The organism is Pseudooctadecabacter jejudonensis, assembly GCF_900172275.1.
GTDB classification, from domain to species: Bacteria; Pseudomonadota; Alphaproteobacteria; order Rhodobacterales; family Rhodobacteraceae; genus Octadecabacter; species Octadecabacter jejudonensis.
This window is the reverse complement of the sequence record NZ_FWFT01000005.1, coordinates 1-15,152: the sequence shown is the minus strand read 5'-3', so window position 1 is coordinate 15,152 and position 15,152 is coordinate 1. Positions and strand designations below refer to the sequence as shown.

Here is a 15,152-nt window from a genome sequence, read left to right as displayed (position 1 = left end):
CACTCCGTCAGTTGCTCGACAAAGGGGGGCAAAGCACCCTAAATCGGAATTATGAAAGAACTTTTGCGCACCAATGACATCACCATCATCGCCTTTGCCAAGGCCCTTCTTCAAGGCGAGGATATAGAGGTGTTCGAGTTGGACGTAAATATGAGCATCCTTGACGGAAGCTTGGGCATATTGCCACGCAGGTTGATGGTCCGGCGGGAAGATCATTTCATCGCGACCTCTGTTTTGAAGGCCAACGATATTGACCTTGGCTTCTGACACCACACTGGACGACTTTCTGGGCGGACGGCTGACGTTGGAACAGCCGAGCACTGGATATCGCGCGGGCGTTGATCCGGTGTTGTTGGCCGCTGCCGTGCCCGCCACCGCGGGGCAATCCGTGTTGGAGCTGGGCTGCGGCACGGGGGCTGCGATGCTGTGTCTGGCGGCCCGTGTGCCGGGGCTGACGTTGACGGGGGTTGAGGTTCAGGACCGCTATGCTGACCTGTGCCGCGCCAATGCCGCGCGCAACGAGATCGCGGCAGACATTCACACCGCCGACCTTCGGGCGATGCCAACCGAAATCCGCGGACAAAGCTTTGATCACGTCATAATGAACCCGCCCTATTTTGACCCTGCCACAGGCAACCCCAGTGCCGCGCGGGACAAGGACACAGCTTTCCGTGGCGACACTGATCTGCGCGATTGGGTGGATCAGGCCGCGCGCCGGTTGCGGCACAAGGGGCATCTGACGCTGATCCAAAAGGCCCATCGGCTGGCGGATGTTTTGGCGGCCATGGATGACCGGATGGGGTCCATCGTGGTTACGCCCATCGCTGGGCGCACTAGATATGACGCCGATCGTGTCTTGGTGCGGGCGCGCAAAGGAGGCCGGGCGGCGTTTCGCCTGACGGCGCCTGTGGTGCTGCATACCGGCAGCGCCCATACAAAAGATCGTGAAGATTATCGGCCAGAGATTGCTGCAATTTTAAGAAACGGCGCAGCTTTCCCCAACATCGGTTAACTTTTTGGCAATACTTTCGGAGTGTCATGTCGGGGTGTCATATGCTGCCCCGCAGCGTGACAGCAGGGCCTATCTATGGTTCTCTGTAAGGACACATCAACAAATGGAGGACTACATGAGCTTGACGTCACACTTGGCCGAACTCAAGAAAAAGCACGAATCCCTCTCCAATGCCGTAGAGGTTGCCCAGCGCAGCCCCGGCGTTGATGACCTTGAGATTTCGCGTCTCAAAAAACAAAAACTCCATCTCAAAGAAGAAATCACACGCCTGCAAGCAGGCTAAGCGCTTTGGCGTTGGCGCCGATGCGCGCCAGCGTCGTCCCCGAACCTACCCGACAGGGACCAAATCGCGTCCGTCTTCGAACACATGAGACGCCTGAATTTCCTGAACAACCCAAGATTTGAACGCCGCCACATGCGGTCTCTTTTGCATTCCTTCCGGACAGATGAACCGGAAATATGCAGGCGTCAGAAGCCCTGTTTTAAACGGCGCGACCAGCCGTTTTTGCTCCAACGCGCGCGTCGCCAGGGAAACGCGGCCCAAAACCACACCCGCCCCTGAAATCGCTGCGTCCAAAGCGTGATCTGCCTGCGAAAATCGCAGGCCACTGGAGGTATCCATGTCGACACCTGCAACACGACTCCACGCCGCCCAATCCGTGGGGGCATTAAAAAACGCGATAGAATCGTCATGAACCAGCGGGGCGTTGGTTAATTTTTCTGGTGTATCAAACTCTGCCGCCAGTTCCGGCGTCATCATTGGCATCAGCCATTCGCGGATCAGGGGTTCAGAAAACAGCCCATCATCTGCCCCCAATCCGAACCGGATCGCGACATCAACCTCATCACGGGAAAAGTCGATGAGACGGAGGGAGGCCGAAAACCGCAATTCGATCTCTGGGTGGGCCTGCGCGAATTCGAAAAGGCGCGGGGCCAACCATTTGGACGTGAACGCTGGCCCCGCTGTGACAGTCAACGTCTTGTTATCGCTAAGCCTTTGAGCATTTCGCCAAGCCGCAGACAAGGCCGCGAACCCATCTGTCAGCCCTGGTGCCAAGGTGCGCCCTGCCTCTGTCAATTCAACCGCACGGTTCAGACGACGAAAGACCGGCTGGCCCAGATGGGTCTCAAGCGACTTGATCTGGAACGACAAAGCGGCGGGTGTCACGTGCAATTCAGCGGCCGCTTGCGCAAAAGACAAATGGCGGGCAGCGGCCTCAAATGCGCGAAGGGCGGTTAACGGGGGCAGACGGTCAGACATTTCACATAAGTAAAACTAAACCGAAGGCTTGAAAAGTCTCGTTTGTAGGAATGTCCGAATAAGCCCATCTTAGGGACAGACATCGAAACACCCTCAAGGAGGACACGATATGTACGAAGCAACGACAAACGCCCGCACCCGTGACGCCATCCGCGCCGCCCACGCCGAACGCGGCGCCGTTCTGCGCGGCTTGTTCCGCCGCAAATAAATCGCTCCGGCAGGCTTTGGTCATCTGACCCGTCCAGCCGAACGACCTAAGGGGCCATTCCTTCGGGGATGGTCCCTTTTTATGTGGCACAGGCGCCTTGCGAAAACTGCAAGGCGGGCTTGCGGCAATGTCAGTTTCTTGGGCCGGCGCAGACACGTAAAACCACACTCGTGGGAGGAACCACACGAGCATATGGATTTACGCGATGTACACCCAACTCACCCAACGAGACATTGACCGCATCGTCGCCACAGCCCGCGCCCAGCGCGCCGGAGCTTTCGGGCGCATGATGGCCAACCTGTTCCGCCGCTAAGCTGCGCGATCAAAATGCAAAAAGGGCGGGAAAATCCCCGCCCTTTTGTTGTTTCTGATGGTTGGATCAGACGAAGAACTGCGCCCCATTGGCAGAAATCGTCGAACCATTGATGAACCCGCTTTCGTCAGAGGCCAAGAACGCCACGCAGCGCGCGATCTCTTCAGGCTCCCCCAAACGACCGGCTGGGATCTGGCTGATGATGCTGTCGCGCACCTTTTCGGGCACCGCCATCACCATTTCTGTCGCGATATAGCCCGGGCAAATCGCATTTGCCGTGATGCCCGCCCGCGCGCCTTCTTGGGCCAGTGATTTCACGATGCCCAAATCGCCCGCCTTTGTCGCAGCGTAGTTCACCTGCGCGAATTGACCCTTCTGACCATTGATCGAGGAAATCACGATCACGCGGCCAAATTTGCGTTCCCGCATGCCGGGCCAGATGGGGTGGACGGTGTTAAACACGCCGGTCAGGTTCGTGTCGATGACCTGATGCCACTGTTCTGGCGTCATCTTGTGGAATGGGGCATCGCGGGTGATGCCGGCGTTGGCGACGACCACTTCGATCGGGCCCAGATCGGCCTCAACCTGTGCCAAGCCTTCTTTGGAACTGTCATAGTCCGCGACATTCCATTTGTAGGTTTTGATGCCCGTCTCTTCGGTGAATTTCGCAGCGGCTTCGTCATTGCCCGCGTAGGTCGCGGCGACGGTATACCCGTCGGCCTGCAGTTTTTTAGAAATGGCTTCGCCGATACCGCGGCTACCGCCCGTGACGAGTGCAACGCGTCCCATAGTCTTCTCCTTCAAGGAATCTGTTCGGTAATGTTATTATATAGATGAATTCTGCAGAGCAATAAAATTACGCGGCAGATGCAAAATAGTTAGGGACGCTCAACGCAGAGAGCGACGCCCATCCCGCCACCGATGCACAGGGTCGCAAGGCCCTTCTTGGCATCGCGGCGCTTCATCTCAAACAACAAGGTGTTCAGAACACGGCACCCAGACGCGCCGATCGGGTGACCAATGGCAATGGCGCCACCATTCACGTTGACGATGGACGGATCCCAGCCCATGTCTTTGTTCACAGCACAGGCCTGTGCGGCGAAAGCCTCGTTCGCTTCGACAAGGTCAAGATCGTCGACCGACCAGCCTGCCTTGTCCAGCGCCTTGCGCGACGCATAGATCGGGCCAACGCCCATGATGGACGGGTCAAGACCGGCGGTGGCATAAGATGCGATGCGCGCCAGCGGCTCGATGCCCCGTTTTTCAGCCTCCTCCGCGGACATCAACAACGTCGCAGCGGCCCCATCGTTCAAGCCAGACGCGTTGGCCGCCGTCACAGATCCGTCCTTCGTGAAAGCGGGGCGCATTTTGGCCATCGCCTCAAGGTTGGCACCATGGCGGATGTATTCATCACTGTCCACAATGATATCGCCCTTGCGGGTCTTGACCGTGAAGGCCGCGATTTCATCTGCAAACTTACCCGCCTTTTGCGCAGCTTCGGCCTTGTTCTGAGACGCAACAGCGAATTCGTCCTGCATATCGCGGGAAATCTGCCACTGCTCTGCGACGTTTTCCGCCGTTTGGCCCATGTGGTATTGGTTGAACGCATCCCACAGGCCGTCTTTGATCATTGTGTCGATCAGTTTCATGTCGCCCATTTTCTGGCCCGCACGCATTGCCTGCGCATGGGGGGACAACGTCATGTTTTCCTGACCGCCTGCTGCGACGATGGACGCATCGCCCAGCATGATGTGCTGGGCGCCCAGTGCCACCGCACGCAAGCCGGACCCACATACTTGGTTGATCGACCAAGCGGCCGCTTCCTTGGGCAGGCCCGCGTTCACATGCGCCTGTCGCGCGGGGTTCTGGCCCTGTGCGGCGGTCAAGACCTGACCCAGGATTGTCTCCGACACCTCTGATTTGTCCACGCCTGCGCGCTCGACCACCGCTTCAAGAACGGCAGCGCCCAGATCGTGGGCGGGTGTGTTTGCGAAAGATCCGCCAAAGCTGCCCACTGCGGTGCGGGCGGCTGATGCGATTACGACGTTGGTCATGAGTGACTCCTTTGGTTCGTCCAAACGTGTGACGACCAAGAGAGCCCGTATCAATCGGACCAAAACGCATGCCACCATGCACCTTGGCTGCGGACCCCCTTACCCGCCGTTGCCTTCGTGCATATGGGAACGCCCTGCCATACGCAACGCCCTGACCCTGCGTCACCTACCCGCAGCGCGAAAGCCCGCCATGCATAGGGCCACTAGACCGAGAATTTCGGCACGCCAAAATGATACCCCTGCACACAATCCACCCCAATCGATTTCAAAAAATCAGCCTCTTGTTCGGATTCAACACCTTCCGCAACAGCGAACATTTCAAACTGATGGGCGACGGTGATCAACGCCTCCGCCAGAACTTGATTGTCAGGCTCTTCGTTGATGTTGCGAATGAAGTGACTGTCGACTTTCACAAGGTCGAAAAAGAAATCCTTTAGGTAGCGGAACGCCGTCATCCCCGACCCGAAATCGTCCAGCCCGAACGCGATGCCGTAAGGTTGCATTTCTTCCATGAACCGAATGACAACCTCAGGCAGGTTCATGGCGCTTTCTTCGGAAATCTCCAAAATCAACCGATCCACAAAGTGCATTCCACTCTGCAACTCATGGTCGAGGACACGGCGCCACGCAGCATCCCCCAAAGACCGCGCGGAAACATTGACCGACAACCGCAAGTCAGGATGCTTGGCCAACAGCCGGAACGCCAATTTCAAGCTGGCGGCATCAATATCTCGCCCGATTCCCGTTTCCTCAATCTGCCCCATGAACTGGGCCGCGGGAATAATGCGACCCGTTTCATCCATGACGCGGATCAGACATTCATAAAACGCCACTGGATAGCCGTCGCGCGCCGCGCGCACGGGCTGCAGGGCAAGTTGACAGGCATCCGTTTTCAACGCGGACCGCACCATGCCCATGACATCACGGTCTCGCACGCTGACAGCATATTCCAAGGGATCTCGCGGAACTTGTGCATCCCATGTTTTGGCCGACTTTATCACAGGTCTCACCCTTTCCAACTCACCTCTCTTCCATGGCACGCGCGTGCTTAAGGGCTGGTAAAGGTTTCGGGTTTGAACTTAATTGTAGGCACTTATCACGGGGGCCAATCATGTCTAAACGTTGCAGCTGGGCAGGGCCCGATCCAATCTATCTGGACTATCACGACACCGAATGGGGGATGCCCGAATGGGACAGCCGGGCCCTGTGGGAAAAGCTGATCCTCGACGGCTTTCAAGCGGGGCTCAGCTGGATCACCATCCTGAAAAAACGAGATAATTTCCGCGCGGCATTCGAAGGCTTCGATCCTGCCACCATCGCCAACTGGGGCGAGGCCGACGTGCAGCGCCTTCTTCAAAACGAGGGCATCATCCGTCACCGCGGCAAGATCGAGGCCACGATCACAAACGCCCAAGCCTATCTGCAAATAGATGACTTCTCGAAACTCTGCTGGTCCTACGTCGGTGGCCGCCCCCTACAGAACCGATTCAAATCGATGGACGATGTCCCCGCCGCGACAGACATCTCAACCCAGTTTTCCAAAGACCTGAAAAAACGCGGCTTCAAATTCTGCGGCCCGACGATCGTCTACGCTTGGATGCAGGCCTGTGGTCTGGTCAACGATCACATCATCACATGCCCACAACACGACACCTGTGCGGCCATGGCATAATCTTCATCTGACCAGAAAAACTCAAAAACCAACGCCTACCACCGGCACAACGCATCTTCATCTTCTGCCTTGGACACCACCCAATCCTCTCCGGCCTCGGTGACTTCCTTTTTCCAAAACGGCGCGCGAGACTTCAGGTAATCCATCAAAAAATCTGCGGCCTCAAATGCATCTTTGCGATGCTTTGAAGCCGTGGCAACCATCATGATAACCTCATACGCCTCTAGCCGTCCAAACCGGTGGATGATCAGGGCATCTGCCAAATCCCAACGGCCCAACGCCTCCGCACGAAGGGCACCAAGCGCTTTCTCTGTCATGCCAGGATAGTGCTCGATCTCCATCCCGCGCAGCCCGCCGGACACATCACGCACGATGCCGGTGAAACTGACAACAGCACCCGCGCCCTCGACACCTGCCGAAAACGTATTTAACTCCCCGCCTGGATCAAACGGCATGGCCTGCACGCGGATCACGGGCTAGCCCCCTGTCATCGGCGGGAAAAAGGCGACCTCACGGACACCCTCTAACGGCGCGTCGAACTCGGACAACTCTTGATCAAGGGCAACCCGCAAGGCGCTTGTGTCTGCAAAGGCCATCTCATACCGGGCCTCGCGCGCCATCAACTCGGCCACCAAATCGTTCACCGTGGCCGCCTGCGTCTCAATCTCCTCGCGCGGCAGTCCGATCCGCTCACGCACCCATGCGAAATACAAAACCTGCATTGTCGTCCTTCCCACGCCGCTCAGGCGTCGCGCAAATAGGGCATCGCCTTGCGCAAATAATCAAAACCGGTGATGACCGTCAGCACCATCGCTGTCCAAAGCAACACAATCCCGATCCACCAAGAATAGATCATCCCATTCAACTTCCAACGAATGCCACCCTCATCGGGCACATCCCCCGCGATCACCGCATCAAACGTCTGCTGATCAAGGCCTTCGATCGCCATGTTGAAATACGTCTCGAACGCGCCGGTCGAAAACAGCACGGCAATCGCTGTCATCTGCGCGGCCGTTTTCCACTTGGCCAAAGACGTCACCTTCAACGTGCCCGCCGTGTCGCCCAGAAATTCGCGCAATCCGGACACGAACGTCTCCCGAAACATAATCAAAGTGGCCGGCAGCAAAATCCACGGATCCATCCCCGAAAACCCACAAATGACCAGCAAGGCAATCACCACCATCGCCTTGTCCGCAATCGGATCCAACATGGCACCAAATTTGCTCTCTTGGCTCCAGGCGCGCGCCAGATAGCCATCAACCCAATCCGTCGTCGCTGCCACAACAAACAAAACCAAAGCAAACCAATCGGCCCAAGGCCGCGCGAAATACAAAAACATGATCGCCACACCCGGGGCGGCCAGCAAACGCAGCAGCGTCAGAATATTCGGAACAGTCCACATCATCGCTTACGTCTACGTCCTTTGCGGGTGCAGCGCCACACCCCCGCTTCTTTGGGTCAAAAATACCTGATCCGCCGCCGGAACCAACCACATCGCGCAAAGATGATACGCATTGTCGCGATCGGTCCGTCGCGCCGCGCAGCGGCGCGGGTCGGATGGGCAAAGCCCATTCGAAATCAGATGGGTAGAGGTAAACAATTCATTAACAAAATCAGAATCTTACCCGCGGATAAGGTCGTTATTTCTCATTGAAATACCCGTAAATCGTCTCCGCCATATTGTCGGAAATTCCTTCAACAGCTTTCAGATCGGCCAGTGCTGCGCGCCCGACAGCTTTCGCAGACCCGAAATGCTGCAACAAAGCCCGCTTGCGGGCGGCCCCCACACCCGGCACGTCATGAAGGGGCGTCGCCCCGATGGCCTTGGCGCGTTTGGCACGGTGGGTGCCGATCGCAAATCGGTGCGCTTCGTCGCGCATCCGCTGGATGAAATACAAAACCGGATCATTGCGCGGCAGTGCCATGACGGGTTTGCCCGTGCGGTAAAATTCTTCCTTGCCGTGATCACGGTCCACACCTTTGGCCACGCCCACCATGGGGATATCGCTGACGTCCAATTCGTCCATAATCTCGCGCACGGCACTCACCTGCCCCGCCCCGCCGTCAATCAACAACAAGCCAGGCCAGGTGCCCTGCTTGCGGTCTGGGTCTTCCTTCAACAACCGTTTGAACCGCCGCGTCAGCACCTCTTTCATCATGCCAAAATCATCCCCGGGGGTCAGCTCCTCCCCCTTGATGTTGAACTTGCGATATTGGTTCTTGTCGAAACCTTCGGGCCCCGCGACGATCATTGCGCCCACAGCAAACGCCCCTTGAATGTGGGAGTTGTCGTAGACCTCAACGCGCTCAGGCACCTGCGGCAGATCAAAAGCCTCTTTCAGACCACGCAACAGGCGCGCTTGGGTCGCGGTTTCGGACATCTTTCGCCCCAAGCTTTCGCGGGCATTGCGTGCAGCCCCCGAGACCAGCTCGGCCTTCTCACCGCGCTGGGGCACCGTAATCTCAACCTTGCGGCCCGCCTTTTCGGCCAAAGCCTCGCACACCAGATCTTCATCATCGACACCATGGGACAACAACAACATACGGGGCGGTTCGCGGTCCGCATAGAATTGCCCGATGAACGCCTGCATGACCTCGGCGGGGTCTTCGTCACCACTGACACGGGGGTAATAATCGCGGTTGCCCCAGTTTTGGTTGGCGCGAATGAAAAACACCTGCACGCAGGCCTGTCCGCCCTCTCGGTGCAGGGCAATCACATCGGCCTCTGTGACGCCGCGCGGATTGATGCCCTGGGCGGTCTGCACCTGTGTCAGCGCCTTGATGCGATCGCGCAGGGCTGCGGCGCGTTCAAACTCCATCTCCTCAGACGCTTGGTTCATCTGCGCGGCCAAAGCGGCCTGCATGTCCGTCGTTTTGCCGGTCAAAAACCGTTCAGCATCGCGGACCAGTTGTTTATACGCCCCCTCCTCAATCTTGCCGACGCAGGGCGCGCTGCAGCGTTTAATCTGATACTGCAAACAGGGGCGTGTGCGGCTTTCGTAATCGCTGTCACTACAGGTGCGCAGCAAGAACGCCCGTTGAAGGGTGTTCAACGTGCGGTTTACCGCGCCCGCACTGGCAAAGGGGCCAAAATACGTCCCCTTCTTTTTCTTCGCGCCTCGGTGTTTGTCGATCCGCGGAAAATCGTGATCTTTCGAGATCAGGATATTCGGAAAGCTTTTGTCGTCCCGCAGCAGCACGTTGTACTTGGGCTTCAACTGTTTAATGAGGTTCTGTTCCAGCAACAGCGCCTCGGTCTCTGTCTGGGTCGTCAAGAACATCATCGACGACGTATGCGATATCATCGTAGCGATGCGCGCGGAATGCCCGGACGGGCGCGCGTAGTTGCTGACACGGTTCTTGAGATTGCGCGCCTTGCCGACGTAAAGAACGCGGCTTTCAGAATCGAGCATCCGGTACACGCCGGGGGATGAATCGAGGGTCCGCAAATAGCCCTGAATCACCTCATGCCCTGTTGGAACTGTCACCGAATCGCTGGTCATGACTCCACCTTATGATTCTCTCTTTTCGCTGCAATGGCGGGGGCCATGCTGCAAGTGAAAACATACCCACCGAATCTGGGGATAACTGCGGGGGTAGATCGCGGTGAGACGCGATTTCCCGTTAAAACAATGGGGGTTCATCACATTGCCTATCTTTTAGGCACTCCGTCAACTTATTGAAAATAAACCAAAATTAAATTAACGATTGTTAAATTATTGAATTCATTAATGAAATGTAAACGGAATGTGAACGCATACGCCTGCGGTGCACAAGTTGACGCGGCGTTCTATTCAACCCCAAGAACATCAGGCGTTTGCCATGCCAAATGCTGGCCCCCGTCAACGCAAAGCAATTGCCCCGTCACCCCCGGCGAATCGAGGAAATATCCAAGCGCTGCGGTAATATCAGACCGGTTCGCGCCGCGTCCAAGAACAGTGTTGGCCCGTTGGGCGTCAAAGTGATCTTTGGACTGCCGCGCCCCCTGCAACGTGGGCCCAGGCCCGATACCGTTCACCCTGATGTCTGGTGCAAGCCCTTGCGCTGCGGTTTGCGTAAAGGCCCACAAGCCCATCTTCGCAATGGTGTAAGTCATGAATTCAGGCGTCAGCTTACGCACACGCTGATCGATCATGTTAATGACCAATCCACGCGCCACAGGCTCACCCGCGTCATCACGTGCGCCCTTGGGGCATTGTGCCGCGAAAGCCTGCGTCAGCACGAACGGCGCCCGCAGATTAGACCCGATATGGCGGTTCCAGCTGTCAAGGGTGGCACTTTCCAGACTGTCGTATTCAAAAATCGACGCGTTGTTGATCAGCACTGTCAGGGGCTGACCAAGGGCTGCCGCTGCGCGGTCGATCAAGACGCTTGTCGCATCCTCATTCAGAAGGTCGGCTTGTACGGCATGGGCTTTACGGCCCATCCCCTCAATCTCAGCCACAACGGTCAATGCGGCCTCTTCCCCCGAATGATAGTGAACCGCGATGTCATAGCCGCGCGCTGCCAGATAGAGCGCCATGGCCTTGCCCAGCCGGGCAGAGGCCCCCGTGATCAGCGCAGCGCCCATTACAGCACCAGCCAAAGATAGACGAGGTAGGCCGCTGTCAGTGCGACGCCCCAAAGGCGCGTCAAATCTGTCCGCAGGTAAACGAACGGGATCAACAGAAGCGAAGCCGCCAGCATCACCCAGAAATCGAAGTTGAAGAAGTTTTCGCTGACCGGAATGTTTCCAACGAGGGAAGCGACACCAATGATGCCCAACAGGTTGAACATGTTGGACCCGATCACGTTGCCCAAGGCCACGTCGGCCTGACGCCGCAGGGCTGCCATCACCGTAGTCGCAAGTTCCGGCAGTGAGGTGCCGATCGCCACAAGGGTCAGCCCGATAACCGCGTCGGACACGCCGTAATCACGCGCAATGTTCGATGCCCCGTCCACCAAAAGGCTTGCCCCCAAAGGTAGGCCAATGAGGCCCAAAACCAAAAACACCAGAATTTTGGACCACGGCAGATCAGGGTCCGCCCCTTCAAGATCATCTTCCTCGTCCGCGCAGGTGGCACGGTGGTCTTTGGCGGCCATCGCGGCATGGATCAACATCGCGGCAAGGGCTGCCAACAGGATAAGCCCCGAAATCCAGTCAAACACGCCGCGATAGGCCAATGCGATGAACAGCACGGTCGCGGCGATCATCTGTTGGTACGAAACCTTGGTGTTGCATTGGCTGGTGTGCATCACCGCCAACAGCGCAGGGACACCCAGCACCAACAGCACGTTCGCCGTGTTTGATCCGACCACGTTGCCCAAGGCCAGGTCGGGTACGCCATCCCAAATCGCCTGAACGGAGATCAAAAGCTCCGGCGCGGAGGTCCCGAACGCCACAATCGTCAAAGACACAATCAGCGCAGGCACACCGACGCGTAGCGACAAGTTCACGGCGCCTTTGACGAGGCTATCGCCCGCCAACAGCAGCAGAACCAATCCGATGATCGTGAACGCCCAATCCGTGACAGGGCCAGCGGGGAGCGCAAACCAATCCAACATCAGCCCCGCCCCTTACAGTCACATGGTTTGCCGAAAGTGAAGCGCCCGCACCGACGGCATTTGGCATCCGTCAAACGTTTCATGCCAGGCACAGTCAGCTTGCCAAACATGGCAAGCACACCCATACCAATCAGGAACAAAGAGACGATCTTGAAAATCATTAAAGACCAAACCGCGCATAGGCGGCCCGTTCTTCGATGCCACCTACCGCATCATCAACAATTTGCGCACCGAACCTTGCAAGGAAGGGGCGTTTTTGTCCGTAGCGCCGGAATTTGATCTTATCGCCAAAACGGTCTTTCATTGTAGGCACAAGATGGCCGATCCCGTCGGCCAAGCCAACATCAATCCCCTTCTGGCCGACCCAAATTTCGCCCGTAAACAAATCTTGGCTATCATCCAGTTTTCCGGCGCGCCGCGACGCGACATGGGATTTGAAAACCTCATGCAGGTCCTCAAGCAGGGATTTGAGACGTTTCACATCGGCGGGTTTTTCCGGCTGAAACGGGTCGAGCATGGATTTGGATTTGCCCGCGGTATAGACCCGACGTTCCGCCCCGACTTTGTCGAGTGTGCCCGTTAGTCCGAAGCCCGCAGAAATCACACCGATTGACCCGACGATAGAGCCGGGATCGACAAGAATCTCATCCGCAGACACGGCAAGCCAATAGCCCCCTGAGGCCGCAACGTCCTCTACAAAGGCAAAGACGGGAATATCTTTTTCGTCGGCCAGCCTGCGAATACGGGCAGCGATCAGGGAGGATTGAACAGGCGATCCCCCCGGGCTGCTGATTTCGAGGGCGACGGCCTTGGGCTTCGACGAAAAAGCCTTTTCAATGGCGTCTGATAGCCCACGATCGGACAAGGCGCGGCCCGATGTGGCAATCGCGCCCTGAAGGCGGACGACAGCAACATGGGGATCAGATTTCAGGAATGGGATCCAGCGTTTCATGTTTGTCCATGTAGGCCGCAGGGCGGGGTGAAACAAGGTGCGGTCACTGCCGGATGCGCCAGCCTGTTTTGAAAATCCACGCAATTACGGCAACGCAGGCGGCGGTAAACAGGGCGATGGCAAACAGACTGAACGCGATGGGCACATCAGCCGTGCCAAAGAACGACCACCGAAAGCCGGAAATAAGGTAAACAACCGGATTGAACATGGTGACCGTCTGCCAGATGGGCGGCAACATGGAAACGGAATAAAACGATCCCCCCAAGAACACCAAAGGCGTGATGATCAACAATGGGATCAGCTGCAGCTGTTCAAAATTGCCCGCCCAGATGCCGATAATAAACCCCAACAAAGAGAACGAGAGACAGGTCAACGTCAAAAACGCGAGCATGGCCAGAGGGTGCGCAATGGTGATGTCGACGAACAGAAATGACGTCGCCAAGATGACCAGACCGATGAACATCGCCTTCGTGGCCGCCGCCCCGACGTAGCCCAATGTGATCTCAAGAAAGTTCACAGGTGCAGACAGCAATTCATAGATCGTGCCGATAAATTTCGGAAAATAGATGCCGAAGCTGGCGTTGCTGGTTGCTTGGGTCATCACACTCAACATGATGAGACCGGGCACGATAAAGGCACCGTATCCCACGCCCTCGACCTCCTGGATGCGGCTGCCGATGGCGGTTCCGAACACGACGAAATAAAGGGAGGTTGAGATGACAGGGCTGATGAAACTTTGCATTAAGGTTCGAAAGAATCGCGCCATTTCAAACAGATAGATGGATCGGACCGCTTGAAAGTTCATGATGCGTCCGCCTTATCATGTGTATCTGTTTGGGGGGCGTCTGTCACCAGTGAGACGAAAATCTCCTCAAGGGAAGACTGACGGGTCTGAAGATCCTTCATGATCAAACCGTTCTTTTGCAGATCTGCCAACAGGCCTGTGATCCCCGTCCGTTCGGTTCGGGTGTCGTATGTGTAGACGAGGTGACCGTCTACGAGGTCCAGGTCGTAAGTGCCCAGCCCGTCGGGTATTGTATCGATGGGCTCTGACAGCTCAATCTTCAGACTTTTCTGTCCCATCCGCGTCATCAAGGCGTCCTTGTCTTCGACCAGCAGGATTTCACCCTTGGCGATGACACCGATGCGGTCAGCGATGGCCTCCGCCTCCTCGATATAATGCGTGGTTAAGATGATCGTCACGCCATTGGCCTTTAGCTGGGCAACGACATCCCACATGTCTTTGCGCAACTCGACGTCCACACCTGCTGTAGGCTCGTCCAAAAACAGGACGCGCGGTTCGTGGGACAGGGCTTTTGCGATCAAGACACGACGTTTCATGCCACCGGACAACATCATGATCTTCGCGTCCTTCTTATCCCAAAGGGACAAAGACCGCAGCACGCGTTCAAGGTAGACCGGATCTGGTTTTTTGCCGAACAGTCCACGCGAAAACCGGACCGTGTTCATCACTGTCTCAAACGGTTCAAGGTTGATCTCTTGCGGGACAAGGCCAACAAGATTTCGGGCAGCGCGATAGTCAGAGACGCTATCGTGCCCCCCGATCAATACCTGGCCAGAGGTCGCACGGGTGATGCCGCAAATTGTTGAGATGAGTGTTGTCTTGCCAGCCCCATTCGGCCCCAAGAGGGCAAGAATTTCACCTTGTTGAATATCGAGATGTACGGATGACAGCGCCTGAAACCCGCCATCATAGGTTTTGGTAAGGTCGGTGACCTGAACAATTTGCGTCATGCTGTTTCCTTTGACGAGAAAATAGGTCGATGACTGAGGAAGGGGAAGGCCATATTGCGGATGGGTGACATGCAATACTGCACGACCCGTGCCCTCCGTCATGAAACGAACGACCAAACGACACTCACGCCAGACTTGGATCAGGATTTTGGGGAAATTTTGGTTGCGGGAGTAGGATTTGAACCTACGACCTTCAGGTTATGAGCCTGACGAGCTACCGGGCTGCTCCATCCCGCGCTACCGAAATTAGTCTTACATCATGAGAGAGATATTTTTCTATTTCTTACTAGGTTTGGCGGTGACTTACTCTCCCACGTCTTAAGACGCAGTACCATCAGCGCTACGGCACTTAACGGCTGGGTTCGGAATGGGGCCAGGTGT

General features: G+C 56.7%; 17 protein-coding genes, 1 tRNA gene and 1 rRNA gene. 4 read left to right on the top strand and 15 right to left on the bottom strand.

The genetic code is table 11. The features are described 5' to 3' along the window. The first annotated feature begins 51 nt into the window (after positions 1-51). The 3 genes from PSJ8397_RS13570 to PSJ8397_RS13560 all read left to right on the top strand — a co-directional run bounded on the left by PSJ8397_RS13570 (position 52) and on the right by PSJ8397_RS13560 (position 1,295). A complete protein-coding gene (locus PSJ8397_RS13570; protein WP_085865174.1) occupies positions 52-267 on the top strand; it encodes a putative signal transducing protein in 216 nt (71 codons plus the stop codon). Beyond that, positions 251-1,012, top strand: coding sequence for a tRNA1(Val) (adenine(37)-N6)-methyltransferase (locus PSJ8397_RS13565; RefSeq protein WP_085865173.1), 762 nt, complete (start codon positions 251-253; stop codon positions 1,010-1,012). The genes PSJ8397_RS13570 and PSJ8397_RS13565 overlap by 17 nt, the downstream gene beginning before the upstream one ends. A gap of 115 nt (positions 1,013-1,127) precedes the next feature. Further along, positions 1,128-1,295, top strand: a complete 168-nt coding sequence (locus PSJ8397_RS13560; protein ID WP_085865397.1) for a YdcH family protein — start codon at positions 1,128-1,130, stop codon at positions 1,293-1,295. Between the two features lie 45 nt (positions 1,296-1,340). Here the strand turns inward: PSJ8397_RS13560 and PSJ8397_RS13555 are convergent, their stop codons facing one another. The 4 genes from PSJ8397_RS13555 to PSJ8397_RS13540 form a co-directional block, all read right to left on the bottom strand. Beyond that, positions 1,341-2,273: a transcriptional regulator GcvA gene (locus PSJ8397_RS13555; RefSeq protein ID WP_085865172.1), complete on the bottom strand. Its 933-nt coding sequence runs from the start codon at positions 2,271-2,273 to the stop codon at positions 1,341-1,343. A 587-nt stretch (positions 2,274-2,860) separates the two neighbouring features. Next, positions 2,861-3,583, bottom strand: a complete 723-nt coding sequence (phbB, locus tag PSJ8397_RS13550; protein WP_085865171.1) for an acetoacetyl-CoA reductase — start codon at positions 3,581-3,583, stop codon at positions 2,861-2,863. A gap of 89 nt (positions 3,584-3,672) precedes the next feature. Continuing rightward, a complete protein-coding gene (locus PSJ8397_RS13545) occupies positions 3,673-4,848 on the bottom strand; it encodes an acetyl-CoA C-acetyltransferase (RefSeq protein WP_085865170.1) in 1,176 nt (391 codons plus the stop codon). Positions 4,849-5,051: 203 nt separating this feature from the next. Continuing rightward, a complete protein-coding gene (locus PSJ8397_RS13540) occupies positions 5,052-5,846 on the bottom strand; it encodes an EAL domain-containing protein (RefSeq protein ID WP_407691756.1) in 795 nt (264 codons plus the stop codon). Positions 5,847-5,959: 113 nt separating this feature from the next. On the opposite strand from PSJ8397_RS13540, the gene PSJ8397_RS13535 reads away from it, so the two are divergent. After that, complete coding sequence (locus PSJ8397_RS13535; RefSeq protein ID WP_085865169.1) at positions 5,960-6,520, top strand: DNA-3-methyladenine glycosylase I; 561 nt, start codon at positions 5,960-5,962, stop codon at positions 6,518-6,520. A 35-nt stretch (positions 6,521-6,555) separates the two neighbouring features. On the opposite strand, the gene PSJ8397_RS13530 is transcribed toward PSJ8397_RS13535, so the two are convergent. The 11 genes from PSJ8397_RS13530 to rrf form a co-directional block, all read right to left on the bottom strand. Beyond that, positions 6,556-6,975: a molybdenum cofactor biosynthesis protein MoaE gene (locus tag PSJ8397_RS13530; protein WP_200811327.1), complete on the bottom strand. Its 420-nt coding sequence runs from the start codon at positions 6,973-6,975 to the stop codon at positions 6,556-6,558. A 21-nt stretch (positions 6,976-6,996) separates the two neighbouring features. Beyond that, complete coding sequence (gene moaD, locus PSJ8397_RS13525) at positions 6,997-7,242, bottom strand: molybdopterin converting factor subunit 1 (protein WP_085865167.1); 246 nt, start codon at positions 7,240-7,242, stop codon at positions 6,997-6,999. Between the two features lie 20 nt (positions 7,243-7,262). After that, a complete protein-coding gene (gene pgsA, locus PSJ8397_RS13520) occupies positions 7,263-7,925 on the bottom strand; it encodes a CDP-diacylglycerol--glycerol-3-phosphate 3-phosphatidyltransferase (RefSeq protein WP_085865166.1) in 663 nt (220 codons plus the stop codon). A gap of 235 nt (positions 7,926-8,160) precedes the next feature. Further along, positions 8,161-10,023: an excinuclease ABC subunit UvrC gene (uvrC, locus tag PSJ8397_RS13515; protein ID WP_085865165.1), complete on the bottom strand. Its 1,863-nt coding sequence runs from the start codon at positions 10,021-10,023 to the stop codon at positions 8,161-8,163. Between the two features lie 287 nt (positions 10,024-10,310). Then, the gene (locus PSJ8397_RS13510; protein WP_085865164.1) at positions 10,311-11,090 is read right to left on the bottom strand and encodes an SDR family oxidoreductase; all 780 of its coding nucleotides are present in this window, start codon (positions 11,088-11,090) and stop codon (positions 10,311-10,313) included. Continuing rightward, positions 11,090-12,064 carry a calcium/sodium antiporter gene (locus tag PSJ8397_RS13505; protein WP_085865163.1) on the bottom strand — a complete coding sequence of 325 codons (975 nt, stop codon included), beginning with the start codon at positions 12,062-12,064 and terminating at the stop codon, positions 11,090-11,092. Before PSJ8397_RS13505 ends, PSJ8397_RS13510 begins: the two co-directional genes overlap by 1 nt. Before the next feature lie 160 nt (positions 12,065-12,224). Continuing rightward, on the bottom strand, positions 12,225-13,016 hold the full coding sequence (locus PSJ8397_RS13500; protein ID WP_085865162.1) for a S49 family peptidase: 792 nt from the start codon (positions 13,014-13,016) through the stop codon (positions 12,225-12,227). Positions 13,017-13,059: 43 nt separating this feature from the next. After that, on the bottom strand, positions 13,060-13,821 hold the full coding sequence (locus PSJ8397_RS13495; RefSeq protein ID WP_085865161.1) for an ABC transporter permease: 762 nt from the start codon (positions 13,819-13,821) through the stop codon (positions 13,060-13,062). After that, positions 13,818-14,771: an ABC transporter ATP-binding protein gene (locus tag PSJ8397_RS13490; protein WP_085865160.1), complete on the bottom strand. Its 954-nt coding sequence runs from the start codon at positions 14,769-14,771 to the stop codon at positions 13,818-13,820. The genes PSJ8397_RS13495 and PSJ8397_RS13490 overlap by 4 nt, the downstream gene beginning before the upstream one ends. 160 nt (positions 14,772-14,931) lie before the next feature. Next, positions 14,932-15,008 (bottom strand) — tRNA-Met (locus tag PSJ8397_RS13485). 53 nt (positions 15,009-15,061) lie between these two features. Beyond that, positions 15,062-15,152 (bottom strand): 5S ribosomal RNA (gene rrf / locus PSJ8397_RS13480); the annotation flags it as partial.